17 protein-coding genes are annotated in these 18,024 nt (G+C 46.9%); 15 read left to right on the plus strand and 2 right to left on the minus strand.

Annotated features, from left to right (window positions below):
• The first annotated feature begins 180 nt into the window (after positions 1-180).
• On the plus strand, positions 181-783 hold the full coding sequence (locus HV314_RS13875) for a site-specific integrase (RefSeq protein WP_181545855.1): 603 nt from the start codon (positions 181-183) through the stop codon (positions 781-783).
• 249 nt (positions 784-1,032) lie between these two features.
• On the opposite strand, the gene HV314_RS13880 is transcribed toward HV314_RS13875, so the two are convergent.
• Complete coding sequence (locus HV314_RS13880; RefSeq protein WP_016152964.1) at positions 1,033-1,905, minus strand: LysR family transcriptional regulator; 873 nt, start codon at positions 1,903-1,905, stop codon at positions 1,033-1,035.
• 108 nt (positions 1,906-2,013) lie between these two features.
• Here HV314_RS13880 and HV314_RS13885 point away from each other — a divergent pair, with 108 nt between their 5' ends.
• The 12 genes from HV314_RS13885 (at position 2,014) to HV314_RS13940 (ending at position 14,396) form a co-directional block, all read left to right on the plus strand.
• Positions 2,014-3,204, plus strand: a complete 1,191-nt coding sequence (locus HV314_RS13885; protein ID WP_016156407.1) for an MFS transporter — start codon at positions 2,014-2,016, stop codon at positions 3,202-3,204.
• Positions 3,201-5,063: an FAD/NAD(P)-binding protein gene (locus HV314_RS13890; RefSeq protein ID WP_047417694.1), complete on the plus strand. Its 1,863-nt coding sequence runs from the start codon at positions 3,201-3,203 to the stop codon at positions 5,061-5,063. The genes HV314_RS13885 and HV314_RS13890 overlap by 4 nt, the downstream gene beginning before the upstream one ends.
• Positions 5,053-6,393 (plus strand): hypothetical protein, encoded by a 1,341-nt coding sequence (locus HV314_RS13895; protein WP_047417697.1) that lies wholly within the window; start codon positions 5,053-5,055, stop codon positions 6,391-6,393. Before HV314_RS13890 ends, HV314_RS13895 begins: the two co-directional genes overlap by 11 nt.
• Before the next feature lie 14 nt (positions 6,394-6,407).
• Positions 6,408-6,611: a tautomerase family protein gene (locus HV314_RS13900; RefSeq protein WP_016152960.1), complete on the plus strand. Its 204-nt coding sequence runs from the start codon at positions 6,408-6,410 to the stop codon at positions 6,609-6,611.
• A gap of 146 nt (positions 6,612-6,757) precedes the next feature.
• Positions 6,758-7,387 (plus strand): 2OG-Fe dioxygenase family protein, encoded by a 630-nt coding sequence (locus HV314_RS13905; protein WP_016156404.1) that lies wholly within the window; start codon positions 6,758-6,760, stop codon positions 7,385-7,387.
• 8 nt (positions 7,388-7,395) lie between these two features.
• Positions 7,396-8,628, plus strand: a complete 1,233-nt coding sequence (locus tag HV314_RS13910) for an ATP-grasp domain-containing protein (protein ID WP_075849150.1) — start codon at positions 7,396-7,398, stop codon at positions 8,626-8,628.
• 35 nt (positions 8,629-8,663) lie between these two features.
• Positions 8,664-9,722 carry an AbrB family transcriptional regulator gene (locus tag HV314_RS13915; protein ID WP_181545857.1) on the plus strand — a complete coding sequence of 353 codons (1,059 nt, stop codon included), beginning with the start codon at positions 8,664-8,666 and terminating at the stop codon, positions 9,720-9,722.
• 822 nt (positions 9,723-10,544) lie between these two features.
• Positions 10,545-10,907 carry a RidA family protein gene (locus tag HV314_RS13920; protein ID WP_181545859.1) on the plus strand — a complete coding sequence of 121 codons (363 nt, stop codon included), beginning with the start codon at positions 10,545-10,547 and terminating at the stop codon, positions 10,905-10,907.
• A gap of 13 nt (positions 10,908-10,920) precedes the next feature.
• Positions 10,921-11,577, plus strand: a complete 657-nt coding sequence (locus HV314_RS13925) for a helix-turn-helix transcriptional regulator (RefSeq protein WP_181545861.1) — start codon at positions 10,921-10,923, stop codon at positions 11,575-11,577.
• Positions 11,564-12,370, plus strand: a complete 807-nt coding sequence (locus tag HV314_RS13930; RefSeq protein ID WP_181545863.1) for a PhzF family phenazine biosynthesis protein — start codon at positions 11,564-11,566, stop codon at positions 12,368-12,370. The genes HV314_RS13925 and HV314_RS13930 overlap by 14 nt, the downstream gene beginning before the upstream one ends.
• A gap of 85 nt (positions 12,371-12,455) precedes the next feature.
• On the plus strand, positions 12,456-13,625 hold the full coding sequence (gene brnQ, locus HV314_RS13935) for a branched-chain amino acid transport system II carrier protein (RefSeq protein WP_181545865.1): 1,170 nt from the start codon (positions 12,456-12,458) through the stop codon (positions 13,623-13,625).
• Positions 13,626-13,883: 258 nt separating this feature from the next.
• Positions 13,884-14,396, plus strand: coding sequence for a GNAT family N-acetyltransferase (locus HV314_RS13940; protein ID WP_181545868.1), 513 nt, complete (start codon positions 13,884-13,886; stop codon positions 14,394-14,396).
• Positions 14,397-14,447: 51 nt separating this feature from the next.
• On the opposite strand, the gene HV314_RS13945 is transcribed toward HV314_RS13940, so the two are convergent.
• Positions 14,448-15,338: a LysR family transcriptional regulator gene (locus HV314_RS13945; protein WP_016152950.1), complete on the minus strand. Its 891-nt coding sequence runs from the start codon at positions 15,336-15,338 to the stop codon at positions 14,448-14,450.
• Positions 15,339-15,510: 172 nt separating this feature from the next.
• Here HV314_RS13945 and HV314_RS13950 point away from each other — a divergent pair, with 172 nt between their 5' ends.
• Together HV314_RS13950 and HV314_RS13955 are read left to right on the plus strand one after the other, a co-directional pair.
• The gene (locus HV314_RS13950; protein WP_181545870.1) at positions 15,511-16,647 is read left to right on the plus strand and encodes an alpha/beta hydrolase; all 1,137 of its coding nucleotides are present in this window, start codon (positions 15,511-15,513) and stop codon (positions 16,645-16,647) included.
• Positions 16,648-16,788: 141 nt separating this feature from the next.
• Entirely contained in the window at positions 16,789-17,982 is a 1,194-nt protein-coding gene (locus HV314_RS13955; RefSeq protein WP_047358850.1) for an MFS transporter, read from the plus strand.
• Positions 17,983-18,024 lie beyond the last annotated feature (42 nt).

Below are 18,024 nucleotides of genomic sequence, written 5' to 3' on the forward strand. Positions count from 1 at the left end.
ATCAGTTAATGCTTAAGAGATTTATTTTGTGCTAGCCATGAAGTTGATCTGCTCCCCATTGTTTTACACACCACGATTTAAGTAATGCCTTCATCAAATGTGAAAACAACAGCGAACGTCCGCTCCTCGCTCATAAGGGACAACCATACTCAAATCTCCAACATTGCAGGAGATTTGAGTATGAACATGTCACCGTGGAACAAAGACCGTATCATAGGCCAAAAAAGACCACTTCAGATATCTCATATCTGGGGGATCCGAATCCGGCTTGAACTGGAAGGTAAAACGCGTGATTTAGCTCTGTTCAACATGGCCTTAGACAGTAAGCTACGAGGCTGTGATCTGGTGAACCTCAAAGTATCTGATGTTGAATATGGTAGCTCGGTTTCAAGCAGAGCTACGGTGCTGCAACAGAAAACCGGTAGCCCTGTGCAATTTGAGATAACCAAAGGGACAAGAGAAGCTGTTGCTGCATTGACAAAGCTTGGCAATTTGCACAGTAAGGACTTCTTGTTTCGGTCTCGGATCGGAACTAACCGGCACATATCAACCCGGCAATACAGCCGAATTTTTCATGGGTGGGTAGAAAAGCTTGGTCTCGAAGCTTCGCTTTACAGCACACACTCCATGAGAAGAACAAAACCTTACCTGATCTACAAGAAAACCAAGAATCTTCGGGTGATCCAACTTCTGTTGGGCCATAAGAAACTGGAAAGCACAGTCCGTTATCTGGGCATTGAAGTCGATGATGCGTTAGAGATCTCTGAATCGATTGAAGTCTAAGGTTGTCAGGGCTGCAACAGCAGCCATGTGCCAATGGCAGACTGGCAACGAACGAATCAGAGAGCAGATGCCGTTCTTACTACAAAACAGTGGTCAAATTTCTTGACCAATCCCAGGAAAGAAATCTTCAGCAACTCTATTAAATTGTATTAGTCAATCCTGAAACTGAAAGCCTGCATCGATAATAGATCCATATAGAGTATTTACCAGCCCAAAAGCCCTAACGGCACAATATGGTTGTGGAATACCTCAGTGGGATGAAACAAAGGAAACAAAGCAATTCAATACCCGGCTAACCTCACGATTTTTAAGCCATATCATCATAGTATTGACATTACCAATGTGAGGAGTAATAGAGTGGCACCGTATGGGGAAGCTCGTTTCATACTGTTTGACGACGCTCTCAGGCAATAATGCAATGCCCATTCCGGCACTTACGCAACCAAGTATTGCCTGAAAAGAACCAAACTCCAGCGGGTCGTCATAATCGACATTTTGTAGCCGTAACCATTGCCCAAGCCGGGAACGATAATTACATCCTTTCACAAAGACGAGCGGCCTTGTCACCTCCAGATCGGCTCCCGTCACGACATCACCATGCTCTGCGGCCGTAACCAGAACCAGGGTTTCCTGACACAGCACCTGCGTTTGTAGCCTTGAATTGTCTACGTGCAACGCCTTGTGGTCAGCGACGAAGGCAATTTCAAGTTCACTATTCTGGATCTGACGAACTAACACATCTGTCGGTGACGTTTTTAAGTTTAATTCTACGGAGGGCATTTCACGGTGGAAGTTTGCCAGCAAAGCAGGAAGTCGGACGGCGGCAGTGGTTTCCATTGCGCCAATGCGCAGAGGGCCAGCCGCTTTCGTTCCCTGCATAGACAACTCGGCTTCGTCTAAAAGCGCGAGGATTTTGTTAGCGTAACGCAGAAGCAGTTCACCTTCAGGGGTGATGTGAAGACGATTCTTCTCGCGAACAAACAACGAAACATCCAGGCTGGACTCCAGTTGCTTGAGCCGCGTCGTGACGTTTGAAGAAACGCAGTGCAGATTACGGGCTGCTGCGGTGATAGAGCCGGTTTCCGCGACGGTTTTAAACAAATTTAATGAGGTACTGTTCATCGTGTCTGTCACTCAAAGTGAAGGTTTTCGTCATTTTTATTAACTTTTTATTATCATTTCTTTATGTAACATAACAATCAAATCTGATTGACATATTGAGCCTGAAAAATGGATCTTGATCACAATGTTATTGGCCATCGCCAGTTGAGCACGGCTGTCTTCGGTATGATTGTTTTAACGCTGGGGATGGGAATTGGTCGGTTTTTATATACTCCGATGCTGCCGGTCATGTTGCATGAAGGCATTTTTAATTTTTCGCAATTATCGTTAATCGCAAGCGCGAATTACGCCGGATACCTGGTTGGCAGCCTCCTGTTCTCGTTTGGTATTTTTGGTGGCCTGAAGAATATCAAAACGATGTTAATTTGTGCTGCATTAGTCACCGGCCTGCTTATTTTTGCGATGGCAGTAGTCACGCACCCTGATATAGTAATTGTTATTCGATTTATCGCCGGTGTTGCCAGCGCAGGCATGATGATATTCGGGTCGATGCTTATGCTACAGCATACCCATAATCCGTTTGTCATTGCTTCTTTGTTTGCCGGCGTCGGGGTGGGTATTTTTATAGGCAATGAATATGTTATAGCCGGTATCGCATATGCATTAAATTCAAAGCTACTATGGATCGGCGCGTCAATCATTTCAGCTGTACTCTTCATCGCGCTGATTATATTGCTGCCTGCAAATAAACACGTTCTACCTCCTCAGAAAAAAGCTTCGTCATCCGAGCCGAACATCCAGTGGTGGAATTTAGCATTGTTATATGGACTGGCAGGCTTCGGTTATATCATTGTAGCTACTTATCTCCCTTTAATGGCCCGGGGAGTGGGTAATGAATTTCTGGCCAACCATATCTGGTCTATTGTTGGCCTTGCCGTTATCCCAGGATGCTATGGTTGGTTATGGGCTGCACGCAAGTGGAGCATATTGTCCTGCCTGAGTGTTAACTTAATTGTGCAGGCGAGCTGCGTTGTGATGGCCTCGTTTATCCATTCCCCGCTTTTATTGACCTTGAGTTGTATTGGCTTTGGTGCAACTTTCATGGGAACCAGTTCTCTCGTTATGCCACTCGCGAAAAAGATTTCTGCACCACAGAAAATTAATCTTCTGGGTCTGGTGACGTTAACATATGGCATTGGGCAAATTGCCGGGCCATTAATCGTGAGTGCGTTTCAGAACAATAAAAACGGGATGACTATTTCAATATTATCTGGCGCTTGTGCGTTATTTATCGCAGCAGGGATTAGCTATGTTCAACACAGCAAAGTTAAATACTCTCAAAGTTGGAGCAAAGAATGAAAAAGACAACCGTTGCTATTATAGGAATGGGGCCTCGGGGGCTTAGTATTCTGGAAAGGATTTGTGCTCAGCATGCACAACGTAAACAGAATGAACATATTAATATTGTTATCGTTGATAAAAATGCGATGGGTGTAGGTGCGCACAGTTTATCGCAGCCCGACCATTTATTGGTTAACACCGTTGCTTGCCAGATAACATTATTTGGTGATGCGACGGTAAAAAATGCCGGATCTTTCCGTTCAGGGCCATGTTTTCATCAGTGGGCTAATGAGCAGGGCTATAAAAATGTTGATGGCCGTTATTTAAAAGACGTGGCTGGCAAACCAATTGACGCCAACGATTATTTACCTCGTCGATTATTAGGTGAATACTTAAATTGGTTTTATCACGAAATTATCAAAAGTTTGCCTGACAATATCTCGGTTACACAGATAAATCAGCAGGCCAACAACATTCTGATTCAGGACGATGCGAAGTCTATTATTGTCTTGGAAGACAGTCAGCGTGTGGTGGCCGATTACGTCTATTTAACCACTGGTCACAGCGACAACGCCAAAACGTTTGACGATCATCTTGTTGAACGATTTATTGCCAATAATTATAAGAAAAATGAACGCCTGGACTACTATTCGACTCCTTATCCAATAAATAATTTGAATAAAATAACAGCGGAATCAAATGTGATTGTTCAGGGTATTGGTCTGACTGCCTATGATGTCATTTCGCAACTCACTATCGGCAGGGGTGGAAAATTTAGCCGGGAAGATGGTGAGCTTCGCTATCATCCTTCCGGAAAAGAACCGGGTATTTTTATCTATTCACGTAAGGCTCTACCTTTTAGCAGTCGCGGCGCGAATCAAAAAGGCGTTTCTGGGCAGTACTCCCCACGCTTCTTAACGGCAATGGCTATCAGAGAATTGCGGTTGAAAAATGTGTTTGAGAAAGGATCTTCAAAAATCGATTTTCTTGAACAAGTTTTCCCCTTACTGCATAAAGAAATGTGTTATGCCTATCGTTCAACCCTAAATGGGCAGTGGTTAGATGCTGGCTCTTATGAACCGAGCGCTGAAGACATCGCGGTAATTGACAGTGTGCTTTATCCACATCAATCGCAGGAACATCTGAGTTTAAAGGATTATACTCAATGGTTTATGTATTTCCTGCGTAAAGATCTCCAGGAGTCTGAGGAGGGCAATGTCCATGGCCCGATCAAAGCGGCGACAGACATTATTCGTGATGTCAGGGATATTTTACGAGAAGCGATTGATAATTCAGGGCTTGAATCGCGGTCACATCAGTATTTCCTTGAGCATTTTAATCCCATTTTTAACCGCATTGCCGTTGGCCCGCCGAAGTTAAGAAATGAACAACTATTAGCATTAATGGAAGCGAATGTGGTGAGTCTGGCCGGTGGTAAAGATTCAAGGTTAGTATTGAACGACTGCGAAGGAAAATTCGAAGTTCACTCACCTTTTAAAGAAGAGAGTACTGAGATTCAGGCTGATGTTTTAATCAAGGCGAAAATTGCCAGTTTTTCGCCACTACATGACGCTTCACCGTTAATCAGAAATATGACAGCCAATGGTATTGTTCGTCCATTTATGAATGAGGGGTATCACCCGGGTGGGCTGGATATCGATCAATGCCAGCATCCTATTAATCGCATGGGGGAAGCGCAGACGACTTTTTGGGTGCTGGGCAATCCTGCGGAAGGCGCGAATTTTTACACCTACGTCCTGCCACGTCCGCTGGTTAATTCAAGATTCCTGGTTGATGCAGGCCGTTGTGTCGCAGATATGTATCATCAAATGATGGTGCGGCAGGCTCAGCCAGAGGTAGCGATAAATGCAGACTGAGCAAATCCAGGCCCGTGGCAAGGCGTGGCAATCATTGCAACCTGCGTTAGCGATAACATCATTGCTGGTATTTCTGTTCGCTTGTGCGTTGACGGATAAACATGCGGCGATGTCGGCTATTGCGGGAGTTACCGCCGTGCTCTACTTCGCATCGACATTTGCTTTCTGGTCAAAAAAATCATCCGCCAGAAGTGGTGTGATTATTTTTCTCTGCTCGATGATGTTTCTTCTTGCTACAAACAACCTGAAAGGCATTGTGCTCCCTGCAATTTTTTCGCGATATTTTGATGTGATTTTACTGCTTGTTGGTATTGCCTTATTACGACAAGTCATGGCCTCTCTTAATTTTACAGCTGTTCTGGGAGGATATTTTTCGCGTAGAAAAACATCGAACATGACTTTTGGGGTTACGTTATTGACGGCGTTCTTAACATGGCCAATGAGTCTGGGGGCAATATCATTGCTGCTCGATGGCCTCAAGTCAGTTATTGGGCCAAGATTCAACCTGGCAAAGATTATTACGCGCACCGTATGCATTACGATGGTACTGATGCCAACCACCATCGGCGCTGCTGCCGTTTGGGCGGCAATGCCTGACGTACCGCATCTTAAGGCGATGCTGGTGGGTATCCCTCTCTTTTTATTCAGTATCTTGTTCAACCAAAGCGCAAAAGTGACGGTAATCGCTGAAAACGAGACGGTGACACCCAGCCGTGATGGGATGCGGTATATCCTGCTATGTGTAGGTCTGTTCTGGGGAGTATTCATTTTTTCATTAACGGTACTGAATCTTAATTCACTGCAAAGTATTGCCTTTACAGCAGTCGTGCTCTTTGTTGTCGATCATCTGGTTAAAAAGGATAAACCCTGGGCTGAGCAATTAACTGAATCAGCACAGAATATATCCGGTGAGGTATTGTTGCTTTTAAGCTGTAGTGTGTTGACCTCAGTTTGTTGGCTGCTTTTTTCCCATGTACCTGAGGGTATCACTGCTTATGTTGGCGGGCTGACAACGTTGCAGATCTACGCGATTATTTTGTTCATCGTACCGCTTTTTGGTTTATTAGGTATCCATCCACTGATTATCTTTAGTATCGCATGGTCGATATTTTCTGATTATCTTACGGGGGGGATGGTTGATTATCAGATATGGATTTGCTTATTTATTGCAACTCAGCTTATTTCTCCCGTATCGATCAATGCTATTTTCGCCGCAAACAGTCTGAATGTATCACCCAGTAACACCAGTTTTAAAATGCACTACGGTTATGTTCTATCGTTTAATCTCTTTGCACTTGTTTATCTTGGTGCAATGTCAAAAATTATCTAATAAAAGGAGTTCATATGCCCTACGTAAATATTAAAATTACTAATGAAGGTGCTACCGATCAGCAAAAGAAAAAATTAATGGAGGGAGTGACACAACTATTGGTTGATGTCCTTAATAAAAACCCCAGCACAACCATCGTGGTCATTGATGAAGTGGAGACTGATAACTGGGGAATTGGTGGCGTGCCAGTGACGGAGTTACGTAAAAAAAGCAAGTAGAGTTATTTAAAAAGTAAGGAGCCTGCCTCCTTACTTTTGCCCATAGATTATCAGTATAAAAGAGTCTGCAATATTATTTATTGTTGGATATGCATTTCATATCTTATAAGTAGACTGCTCAAACTACCGTATTAAGGACGTTATCTATGCACGCCTATCATCATATTCGACTGGGGAAGACTTCAGCGAAAGTCAAAAATAGTTTTGATGAATTACTACCCGATCCATGGCTTAAGGCTGAAGATGGTATTTTTCGGTTCAGAAGTTACATGCAGGCCAGGGCCGGACGTGAAAAGTATTTTGATCTGTGCGCAGTGGGTGAGTTTTTTCAAGCGGAAAAACTGAACAATTACGCTGGTGGCATTGCAAGAAAATACCCAGAAATAAAACAAGACGTTGCTGAAGAAGTGATGAATCTGGTGTTTCGTAAGCTTTTGCCATTGCTTCCAGACACGACTTACAATATTGGCATTCATCAAATAAGAATAACGACAGATGACCGAAGGCCTGGATATCCCGCTCCAGAGGGTATTCATAAAGATGGTTTTAAGTACATTGCAATCTATTGCAGCGAAATTGAGAATGTGACTGGTGGAGAAACCACGCTTATTCCTAATCATGATGGGGGCAATGATGCCTCTACGTTCAAACTGCATGCGGGCGATGCAGTAATATTCAATGATGTGAATTATCAGCATTATACCGCGGCAGTGGTTCCTTTGTTGCCAGGAAAAGGTTATCGGGATGTATTTGTCATTACATTTGATATTGAATGAGAAAAACAATGAATATCTTGCTGTGTCCACCAAAAATTATTTTTCAGCACTCACGTGAAGAGTGGCAGTCATTGCAATCAGTGGCCCCGGTTCTGATTGCAACGTGCGCAAGCCAGATCGATAATATTCTTGATCATATGGGGGCAGGTTTTTCTTTCCTTTTTTATGAAAACTTTAATGATAATCCCTTCGTGGAAATGGATATTTACCACTACGCCCAAGACAATAAAGCAACGGGTATCTTTTACCTCGCCGAAATCGATGTTCTGAGGGCCGCGCGAATCAGCGATCGTCTGGGTTTGACACACGACCGTGAAAAAAAGGCCATGTTCTTCCGTGATAAATTTATGATGAAATCGCTTGTTCAGTCTCATCAGTTAGCGGTTCCTGCTATGGCACGCGTCGACAGTGCGACTGCGATGGCGCGATTCATTGCCGAACAGGGATATCCCTGCGTCATCAAACCTAATGATGGGCGTGGATCACAGGGCGTGGTGGTTCTTAAAAATGAAGGCCAGCTTTATAAATATCTGGCGCAGGTTAAGCCGCCAGAGTATCACAATCTGCTCATTGAAAAATTTATCGAAGGCGAAGCTTATCAAATTAATGCGTTGTATTTAAAAGGAAAGGCAATATTTGTTTCTGCATCTCGTGCAACCGTCTCCTGCCTGGATTTTCTATCCGGGAAAACATTAGGTCTGGTTATGGAAGATGACACGCCGCTGCATCGTAAACTGATTGCCTACACCAAATATCTTGCTGAAGAGGTTTTTCCAACGGAAGAAAACGCATTGCTTCACCTTGAAGTTTTTGTTGATAAAGATAACAACATTATTTTTGGCGAGCTTGCTTGCCGATTAGGTGGCTGCTTTGTCAATGAAGAATTAGGGGCCGCTTTTGGTCTTGATCCTCGAATGACCTGGCTTAAAGCCAGTTTATGCGAAATCTATCCGCAGGATTTATCGCAAAGACAACCCGTTTTACGGGTTGGCCAATTAAATGTGCCGCCTGCACAGGGCACGCTCCTCTCTATTGCGGAAAAATGTCCATTGCCTTTTGTGGTTAAATATCGGGCAACAGGTGTCGTCGGCCGCCAATATGACGCGATGAAATTAACAAATGGCGAGATCGTGAGTGCTATTGTTCAAGCGGAGTCCAGCCGGGAAATACACGAACGTCTTGATGCATTGACCCAATGGGTTGCTGAAAATACCCTTTGGGTTAACGAAACCGTTCACTGAGTATTTAACACTCCCGGTAGCCAGGAGAAAGGTGTATGAAATTATTGTTAGGTTTTGCTCTTTGTATCCTGGCTGGGTTGGGTTTTACCTATTGCAACGTTCCGTTAGGTATGATGTTTGGCCCCCTTATTACCGTGCTGGTGTTAAAACGTACCGGTCTTTCTGTGCCAGTACTGCCGGGCAGCCTGACGGTGATTCAACTCTCTCTTGGTACGTCAATTGGTCTTTTATTTCGCGATTTTTCTTTTGGGGCGCAAGGAAATATCGCATTTTTACTGGTGTTGTTATTAGTATGCTTATCCCTGCAATTCACCGCATGCTACTTGTGGTGTATTCACCGATTACGCTGGAGTAAGGAAGAGGCGTTATTGGGCGCCGTTCCGGGGGCAATGGCAGCGGTATTAGCGCTAGCGTCCCATGTTAAAACGCCGCCGCAAAACATTATCATTTCGCACTCGCTACGGCTCATCACATTGACCTTATTTGCCGGATATATTACCGGCGGTGCGCAAACCCATATGGCCATGCCGCCTGTATTGTTTGCAACGACTAATGTGCTGCTCTGGCTATTGGGTATTGTCTTTGCGGGCTATGTGTTGGGCAAATGCCTTGAACGCTTCCACTTTCCTGCGCCCTTTATGATCACGTCGTTGCTTTGTGCAGCACTCCTGCACCCTTTGTCATCTCAGACTGTGTTTTTTCCCGATATTTTCAATCAGTTCAGTATGATCCTGATGGGCATATTACTGGGGCATCATTTTATTGCGTTTACGTTGACTGCATTTTTGCGTCATCTTTGGTCTTCAATACAGCTCATTGCTATTGGACTGGGTGTGACGGTCATGATGGCATTTACAGCGGCGCATCTTCTGGATTATCCATTTTATGTATTGATGCTCTCCTGGGTTCCCGGGAGCGTGGAATCAATGTCCTTTGCGGCACTGGCGCTTAACGCGAATGCGAGTTTTGTGATGGCAAGCCATATTATACGCATGTTGCTCATCCAAACGATCCCTGCAATAGTTATCTACCGCAAAAGAGAGGTTATAGAAGGTAATAGCGCTAAAACCAGTAAGCCGACGAGGCCGCTGTAGGGGGTTATGACCTCCGTTATGAGCATAACGTTCGTTGCGAATTTTATACAGCTCATCATGAACAGCCCGTAGGTGGACAGGGAGATCATTCCGCTGGAGAACGCAAGTGCCATTGTTTTTGGCGAACAAACGTGCGTAGCTGACCACAAAAGCGGTTGTTAACATCTCCTGTTCCATCATCGATTCAGTAGTGATTTCAAACTTGGTCGTACGAAGCCGACGATAAATGTAACTAAGGCTTGTTGTAGTAGGTATTACCTTTATAAGTCTAATCAGACTTTCAATCTCTTTATCGCAACCGCTAATAATCTCCGCCCCTTTCTTCATTATTTGTTCAAAAGGCGCTCTTAGATCAGCTGGTAATTTGCTAAAAAATTCTTCAGAGACGCTGTAATAGTCGTTGCCTTCAAAAATAGGAGGTGGTGACATAGCCATCTGGGTAAACCCTGTGTTGAGAAATTGCACCATTTTCAAACTAACTGGCGGTGTAAGTATCCCTGCAAAACGAATCATTCACTTTTATAGAGCTTCCGACAGACTGCTTTTGTGCTTACGAGACTAACTTCCGCTCCTCGCCCACAACGGACATTCGCTCAGTTAGCTTATCCGTTCAGTACCAGAAACAGACGAGCTTGTCCTTACAGAACTTAAACGCGGTTCAGAGCATGTCCCATCCCGTCAACAAAGCATCTGTCGATGCTCAGCTAGTGGCGATGCATGAAAACCACAAAATCAACAAATGTTTAAAATAATAATTTTGTTTAATTTAAAATAAAGTCATGCTACCGTGCCACTACACTTTCTTTAGGGCAAATCTGACACATGTCTATCGTACGCTACCCCACGACCAAGCCTTTTCCCTTTTCAGACGCCGTGCAGGTGAACGGGTTTGTTTTTCTTTCAGGCCATGTCGCCATGGGCCCCGAAGGTGAACCGTTGTATGGATCTGTCACCCAGCAGACCCGGCATATCATGCACGCCATCCGGGAAACTCTGGCGCGGGCGCATACGACGCTGAACCACATTGTGAAAGTCCAGGTTTGGTTAAGCAGCATGGAGCACTTTAGCGAATTCAATGTTGCTTACAGCGCGTTCTTCCCGGAAGGTTTCCCCGCAAGGAGCGTCGTCACCAGTCACCTTGCATTTGATTTAGACGTCGAAATAGAAGTCCAGGCCGTTGTCTGATGGAGAGAGCAAAATGAAAGACGAACGTGAACGTTTAATCACTATTTTGACGGCTTCGCTTGAGGCATTGAGAACCACGCTTCCCTTAAACACAGAAGCGGTTCTGCATGACCTTACCCGCCCCGAATCGTCCGTGATAAACATCATTAATGGACACGTCAGCGGCAGGAAAGTCGGTGATGCACTGTTGTCCGGCCCGGAAAATGACACGGGATTCTTAGGTTTACTGGATGCTTCGCAGCGTGTTCCCAGTCAGGTATTTAGTGGATATACCACCACCACTCTCTCTGGCACCACGTTGAATAGCGCATCAACGATTTATTACAGCAAGGACGGCGTGCCGTTAGTGGCTTTTTGCATTAACGTCGATATGGATGTGGTATCAAAACTCAAACGCGACCTGGACTATTTACTCCATCCGGCCGCCGCGGCTGAAACGCCGGAAAATCCGCTAGGTGATATTCAGGATAAATCTCTGGATGACGTTATTTCGAAATTCAGACCCACGGGTTCAGAAAATAAAATTGATTTCAGAAAACGGGTTATTTCTGAAATACATGCTCAGGGCTTTTTCAAGATTAAAGGCAGCGTTAATCATGTTGCTAAAGCGCTGGGCGTCACCCGATACACCGTTTACAACTATCTGGATAAATTAAATGACAAAGTCTGACACCACAGTAATTCCTTTTTATCAGGTTGATGCTTTCACCTCTCAACCTTTTGGCGGCAACCCGGCGGGCGTTTGTCCGTTAACTGTGTGGCTGCCTGACGCTGTTCTGCAAGCCATCGCCACGGAGAATAATCTTTCTGAAACCGCGTTTTTTGTGCCGTTCGAGGAGGGTTATCACCTGCGCTGGTGCACGCCTGCGGTTGAAGTGGATTTGTGCGGTCATGCCACTCTCGCTGCATCCTGGGTGCTGTTCAACAAGCTTGGCTACCAACAAGAAACTATCAGCTTCCACACCCGCAGCGGCCTGTTGACGGTGAGTAAGAATGGGGACGAACTCTGCATGGACTTCCCGGCTAAATCGGCCATAAAGATTGATACTCCTGATGGACTGCTGGCGGCCCTTGGCATTACCGACGGTGCTATCGGGGTGTGGAAATCGGACGATCTGATTGTACTGGTCGATGACAAAACCATCATCGACGGGCTTAATCCTGACTTCAACAAGCTGGCGGTATTCGACACCCGCGGCGTGATCGTAACCGCCGCTGATAACCAGTTTGATTTTGTGTCCCGTTGGTTCGGTCCGCAGGTCGGCGTGAACGAAGATCCAGTCACCGGGTCGGCACACACTTTCCTCGCCCCGTTCTGGGCGGCGCGTACGGGTAAAAATGTCCTGACCGCTCAACAAGGCGGGAAGCGTAAAGGGGCGTTGCGCTGTGTAGTTCGGGATGACGGGCGCGTGGAATTGCATGGCTTCGCTCGTATGACCATCGAAGGAATATTCCAGTTGTAATGACGATGTATGACCGGAACGGTAACCAGGCATATAATGACCACGCCTTCCAAAGCATGATGTTTATATAAAATAAGAGTTAATAATGACAGCAAACACCAGACTTTCATTGCCAGAGACAATGGCTCTTGGCGGGATGACACTTGCGCTTTTTTTGGGTGCAGGCAATATTATATTCCCGCCGCTGGTCGGCATGCAGGCGGGCGCAAACGCCTTTAATGCAGGCTTTGGCTTTATCATCACAGCGGTTCTGTTCCCGGCGCTGGCGATTATTTCCCTTGCCATTAATGGCGGAGATATCGCGGAATTAACGAAACCCTTAGGCAAATGGCCGAGCCTGATTTTTATTGGCATTTGCTTTTTAACGCTGGGGGTTTTATTTGGTACGCCACGCACCGCGACGATTAGCTACGAGGTCATCACCGATGGCGCAGCTAGTTCCCTGATGCAGAAGATTATATTTTCCGCCGCGTTCTTTGGCCTTGCTGGCGCGACGCTGGCTAAACCCGGAAAACTGCTGGAAATCGTCGGTTTCTTCCTTTCGCCCATTAAAATTAGTGCCCTGATTTTTATCGGCATATGTGCCTGGTTACATCCGATTGGTGACCTCACGACCGCCACAACCGCGTATCAAACTCGCGCATTCGATACAGGGTTTGTCAACGGTTATCAGACCCTGGATGTGATCAGTGCGCTGTGCTTTGGCGCCATTATCACCCACACGCTTAAGCAGCGCGGGATCCACCATCCGCGGGGCATCTTCACCCATTCCACCGCCGCAGCCTTTATCGCCGCTGCAGGTCTGACCGTGATTTATATCTGCTATCTGTCGATGGGGTCCCACAGCCCGGTGCGGGGCGCAACGAACGGTATGCAGGTGATGAGCGCCTATGTCGAGACTGTTTTTGGCGTTTATGGCCGGGTGTTGTTGGCGGCGATCATTACCCTCGCCTGTCTGGTCACGGCCATTGGTCTGACGACCGGAACAGCGCGCTATTTCAACCAGACGACCGGTGCGTCTTATGGGCTGCTGGTGACGCTCTCCCTGATGGTGTCAGCAGCACTTGCCGTGCTGGGATTGAATTCCCTCACCGCAATGGCGGTTCCCGTGCTGTGCGCCATTTACCCGGCTGCGCTGGTCGTGGTCGCGCTGGGCATCGTTAGAAAATGGACAGACGTGCCGACGAATCTATATCAGTTGCTTTTCTATAGCGCCCTGGCAGTGGGAATAATGAGCTTGTTTGTAAAATCCTGAATGAACAGCCGCAAGTTCGGAAGATGTCTTTTCATTTTCGCTCAAAGCAGACCAGGCAATCAGTTGGCCTGTCTGCTTCGAGCCAGAAGCTAACATCGATAAAAAATAACTTAATGGTCGAGCTCCACCAACTTCAGACCTTAGATTGCGTATTCAAAGTTTGAGGGTAAGACTGTCACAACGGACATGTAGACTTAACAGGCCGTATATATTACAAATTTAATATCACTTTTCTCTCATAAAGTAAGGGCCTCTCCCATGTCTTTAATCATACGACAAGCAACATCAGCCGATTCGGGATTACTAAATGAGCTTGGCTACCGCTTCTATACTGCGCACTTTAAGCATATGTGGAAGTCAGAATCAGAATTTGATAATTATTTGGAGGGTGAATATTCACTTCCTGTTATTGAGCAGAGTATTAATGATAAAAACATTAGCTGGTATATAGTTGAAATCGAGCAGCCGATTGGTTTTGTGAAGCTGACATGGCAAGCAACTGTCCCGAATACAGACATCAGCGGTGTTTTACTTAATAAACTCTACCTTGCCCCAACCAAAACAAATCAGCATTACGGTCAACTAATGTTTAATAAAGTCATAGATCTTGCCCGAAGTCAGGGGAAAAAATATTTATGGCTGGAGGTTCTTGAACAAAATGAACGTGCTCAAAAATTCTATAAAAAGCAGGGAATGAAACACATCAGCGACATCATTTTCGAAACAAATTCACAGAGGAGCATACTCAAGTTAATGGGGATGTGTATATAAGGCCCGCACCTCGCTCAGACCCGTTACCCTGACACGTGTGCAGCCTGGCCTTCATTCATAAATTCTCAGTGTATCGATAACTGCTCGCAGAGCGGGAGACACATTGCGGTGCGGATAATAGAGAAATGAGCCTTCCAGGCGTTGACTGTAGCGTTGTAAAACTCTGATGAGCGAACCCTCTTCTAAATCATCGGACACCAGTTCTTCCGGAACATAAGCCAGCCCCAGCCCCAGTCTGGCGGCTTTGGCTTCCATATAACTGTCAGCAAAAGCCCATTGTCCCTGCGGCTGATGAGTTATTTTTTTACCATCCTGTTGAAGCTCCCATGTATAGAGGCTTCCATCGCCAAATTGATAAGCGATGCAGGGATGAACCGCCAAATCTGCCGGGACTTGTGGAAAGCCATAGCGGCGAAAGTGTTCTGGCGTACCAACAATGGCCATCTCCATGTCGGGGGAAATACGGACCGCTATCATGCCACCGCCAACTTCCGGTCCGAGACGTACACCGGCATCGAATCTTTCCGCAATAATATCGACAAACCGACTTTCGCTAATGAGTTCCAGCCGGATGTCAGGGTAGCGTTGCTTAAACACCGCAAGCTTTGGCAGGAGCAGTTTATCAATAGCGTGCTGACTGGCATTAATCCGTACCGTACCTGACGGGGACTGGCGATAATGGGCCAGCGTGGCAAGCCCCATATCTAAAGCGTCGAATCCTGACTCAATAGTCCGGTAGAGTTGTTCGCCGGCATGGGTGAGCGATAGCCTACGCGTAGTGCGAGCCAGAAGCTGAACGCCCAGTCTTTCTTCAAGTTCGCGTACGGAACGGCTTATACCTGATTGTGCCAGGCCGAGTCGTTGCGCCGCAGCGGTAAAACTCCCTTCCCGCACCACCTGCATGAACAGGTATAAATCATTATAGTTTTCCCGTTTCGCCATCACGTTTCCCTCGCTATCGCATCACTATTTAGAACAATATGGTATTAATTCTAGCAATTTTACCCCTCTAATAAGCACTATTACTGCTCACTATAATGCTCGCATTGCAACAAAGCACAGCAGTGTTGTCCGTATGAAACCTGTATCTATCACGTTTTATGAGGGGATTTTGATGACTGCCTTCACCAAAAAACTGACAGCCGCGATACCAGCCATGCTGCTCTGCGCATCATTAAGTGGAGTTACAACGATGAGTTATGCCAATACAACCAATCCGAACGCGCCAGTTTCACTGGTCGAGACATGGGATAAAACCTTCGCTAAAAGTACGAAAGTTAATCACCGTAAAGTGACCTTTCAGAACCGCTTCGGGATCACCCTGGTCGGTGATCTCTACATTCCAAAGGATCGCGGCGAGCGCAAACTGGCGGCCATTGCCATCAGCGGGCCTTTCGGCGCGGTGAAAGAGCAGTCCAGCGGTCTGTATGCGCAGACGTTGGCTGAGCAGGGATTTGTTACCCTGGCTTTTGACCCTTCATATACGGGGGAAAGCGGTGGCTATCCACGTAACGTTGCCTCTCCGGATATCAACACCGAGGATTTCAGCGCGGCTGTTGATTTCCTTGGCCTGCAAAATGAGGTTGATCGAAATCGTATCGGATTACTGGGTATCTGCGGATGGGGCGGGATGGCCTTAAACGACGCCGCGATGGATACCCGCGTGAAAGCGGTGGCGACCAGCGTGATGTATGACATGAGCCGTGCGATGGGGCATGGCGTAGGTGATGGTAAAGACCGTTATACCACTGCGGATCGTCGCGCCGTATTACAGTATCTGAACGCACAGCGCTGGGAAGATGCGAAGAACGGAGCTTTCGCGCCCGGCGGGCATGACATTTATGTTGATGAAAAGGGGAACGTCAGTACGTCGAAACGTATTCTGCCAGAAACGTTACCCGCAAATCCTAATCCGGTTCTGAAAGAATTCTTTGATTATTATCGCATGCCGCGTGGTTTCCATGCGCGTTCGGTCAACTCAACCGGGGCCTGGAATGCGACGATGCCGCTGTCATTTATGAATATGCCACTGCTGAGCTACGCCAATGAAGTCACTATCCCCACGCTTATCGTGACCGGCGAAAAAGCCCATTCACGCTATTTTGCTGAAGATGCCTTTAGGGCGATCGGCAGCAATGAGAAAGAGCTGGTGATTGTCCCGGGGGCAAATCATGTTGATCTGTACGACAACATTGCGGGTAAGATTCCGTTTGCTAAATTTGAGCAGTTTTTCAATACCAACCTAAGATAACCGCCCCAAGCCGCCTGATATTTGCAGGCGGCTGTAAATCGCCTGCAGATCATTTTCATCCATGTTTTGACGTGATTTCCTGAATGACGTCTGTCCGGACTGCGCCTGAACCTGGCCGATTCGATATTAAGAGATCTGATAATGTCCACAGTAAGACTAAAACCGCATTACGAAAAAAAGCATGCGCATTGGGGGGGCGTGTTTGCCATGACGCTGTGCGTGTTTGTGGTGATCGCTTCCGAGTTTATGCCGGTCAGCCTGCTTACGCTTATTGCCAGTGATTTACACATTACCGAAGGGCTGGCTGGCCAGGGAATTGCAATCTCTGGCGCGCTGGCGGTCATTACCAGCCTGACTATCTCCCATATTGCCGGAGATCTGAACCGAAAACATCTCCTGCAGGGGCTGACGGTTTTAATGGCCATATCGGGGATAGTCGTCGCCCTGGCACCCAGCTACCCGGTTTATATCCTGGGGAGGGCCCTGCTTGGGGTGGTCATTGGTGGATTCTGGTCCATGTCTGCTGCAACCGCCATTCGGCTCGTTCCGCAGCATCAGGTTCCCCGCGCGCTGGCGATTTTTAACGGTGGGAACGCGCTGGCTACCGTTGTAGCGGCACCGCTTGGCAGCTATCTGGGGACGACCGTGGGCTGGCGAGGGGCTTTTTTATGCCTCGTTCCCCTGGCTATAGCCGCATTCATCTGGCAGTGGGTCAGCCTGCCATCAATGGAAAGCGATAAAAAACAAAAATCCCAGAGATCTATGCATCGTCTGTTCCGCATCACCATTGTCCCTGCGGGACTTCTGGCCTGCGGATTCTTCTTCATGGGGCAATTTGCCTTATTTACCTACGTGCGCCCCTTTCTTGAGACCGTAACCCGCGTAGGCCCTTCTGGTCTCTCTCTGATTTTGCTCGCAATAGGCGTGGCTGGTTTTGTCGGCACACTGGCCGTATCAATATTCCTGAACACAAGTTTTTATCAGACTTTAATCATGATCCCCCTGCTTATGGCAGCAACTGCCGGGGCGTTACTACTGGTTGGACACAGCATCTGGGCTGTTGCCGTATTGCTCAGCCTGTGGGGACTACTAGCAACGGCTGCGCCAACGGGATGGTGGACATGGATAGCGCGGGCACTACCCGAAGATGCAGAGGCGGGTGGTGGCTTAATGGTTGCGGTGATCCAGCTATCAATTGCCCTGGGTTCAACGGCAGGTGGGTTGGTATTCGACACTCTGGGATGGCGCAGTACTTTTGGCTTGAGTGGTTTCTTACTTCTGGCGGCGGCAGCAATGACGATTGTCACATCCCGTCAAAACAGCAAAGCAAACTAGAACTATCCATTCATTTCTGGCGTGCTCTCTGTCATGGCATAC

The sequence above is a fragment of the Citrobacter sp. RHBSTW-00887 genome (assembly GCF_013728095.1).
Classification (GTDB): Bacteria; Pseudomonadota; Gammaproteobacteria; order Enterobacterales; family Enterobacteriaceae; genus Citrobacter; species Citrobacter braakii.

Excerpts from the sequence above, each read along its gene's own strand:
- HV314_RS13955 (WP_047358850.1), top strand. The coding sequence starts at position 16,789 with ATGTCCACAGTAAGACTAAAACCGCATTACGAAAAAAAGCATGCGCAT.
- HV314_RS13910 (WP_075849150.1), top strand. The coding sequence starts at position 7,396 with ATGAATATCTTGCTGTGTCCACCAAAAATTATTTTTCAGCACTCACGT.
- HV314_RS13945 (WP_016152950.1), bottom strand. The coding sequence starts at position 15,338 with ATGGCGAAACGGGAAAACTATAATGATTTATACCTGTTCATGCAGGTG.
- HV314_RS13885 (WP_016156407.1), top strand. The coding sequence starts at position 2,014 with ATGGATCTTGATCACAATGTTATTGGCCATCGCCAGTTGAGCACGGCT.
- HV314_RS13880 (WP_016152964.1), bottom strand. The coding sequence starts at position 1,905 with ATGAACAGTACCTCATTAAATTTGTTTAAAACCGTCGCGGAAACCGGC.
- HV314_RS13895 (WP_047417697.1), top strand. The coding sequence starts at position 5,053 with ATGCAGACTGAGCAAATCCAGGCCCGTGGCAAGGCGTGGCAATCATTG.
- HV314_RS13875 (WP_181545855.1), top strand. The coding sequence starts at position 181 with ATGAACATGTCACCGTGGAACAAAGACCGTATCATAGGCCAAAAAAGA.
- brnQ (WP_181545865.1), top strand. The coding sequence starts at position 12,456 with ATGACAGCAAACACCAGACTTTCATTGCCAGAGACAATGGCTCTTGGC.
- HV314_RS13930 (WP_181545863.1), top strand. The coding sequence starts at position 11,564 with ATGACAAAGTCTGACACCACAGTAATTCCTTTTTATCAGGTTGATGCT.
- HV314_RS13905 (WP_016156404.1), top strand. The coding sequence starts at position 6,758 with ATGCACGCCTATCATCATATTCGACTGGGGAAGACTTCAGCGAAAGTC.
- HV314_RS13925 (WP_181545861.1), top strand. The coding sequence starts at position 10,921 with ATGAAAGACGAACGTGAACGTTTAATCACTATTTTGACGGCTTCGCTT.
- HV314_RS13940 (WP_181545868.1), top strand. The coding sequence starts at position 13,884 with ATGTCTTTAATCATACGACAAGCAACATCAGCCGATTCGGGATTACTA.
- HV314_RS13915 (WP_181545857.1), top strand. The coding sequence starts at position 8,664 with ATGAAATTATTGTTAGGTTTTGCTCTTTGTATCCTGGCTGGGTTGGGT.
- HV314_RS13920 (WP_181545859.1), top strand. The coding sequence starts at position 10,545 with ATGTCTATCGTACGCTACCCCACGACCAAGCCTTTTCCCTTTTCAGAC.
- HV314_RS13890 (WP_047417694.1), top strand. The coding sequence starts at position 3,201 with ATGAAAAAGACAACCGTTGCTATTATAGGAATGGGGCCTCGGGGGCTT.
- HV314_RS13900 (WP_016152960.1), top strand. The coding sequence starts at position 6,408 with ATGCCCTACGTAAATATTAAAATTACTAATGAAGGTGCTACCGATCAG.
- HV314_RS13950 (WP_181545870.1), top strand. The coding sequence starts at position 15,511 with ATGACTGCCTTCACCAAAAAACTGACAGCCGCGATACCAGCCATGCTG.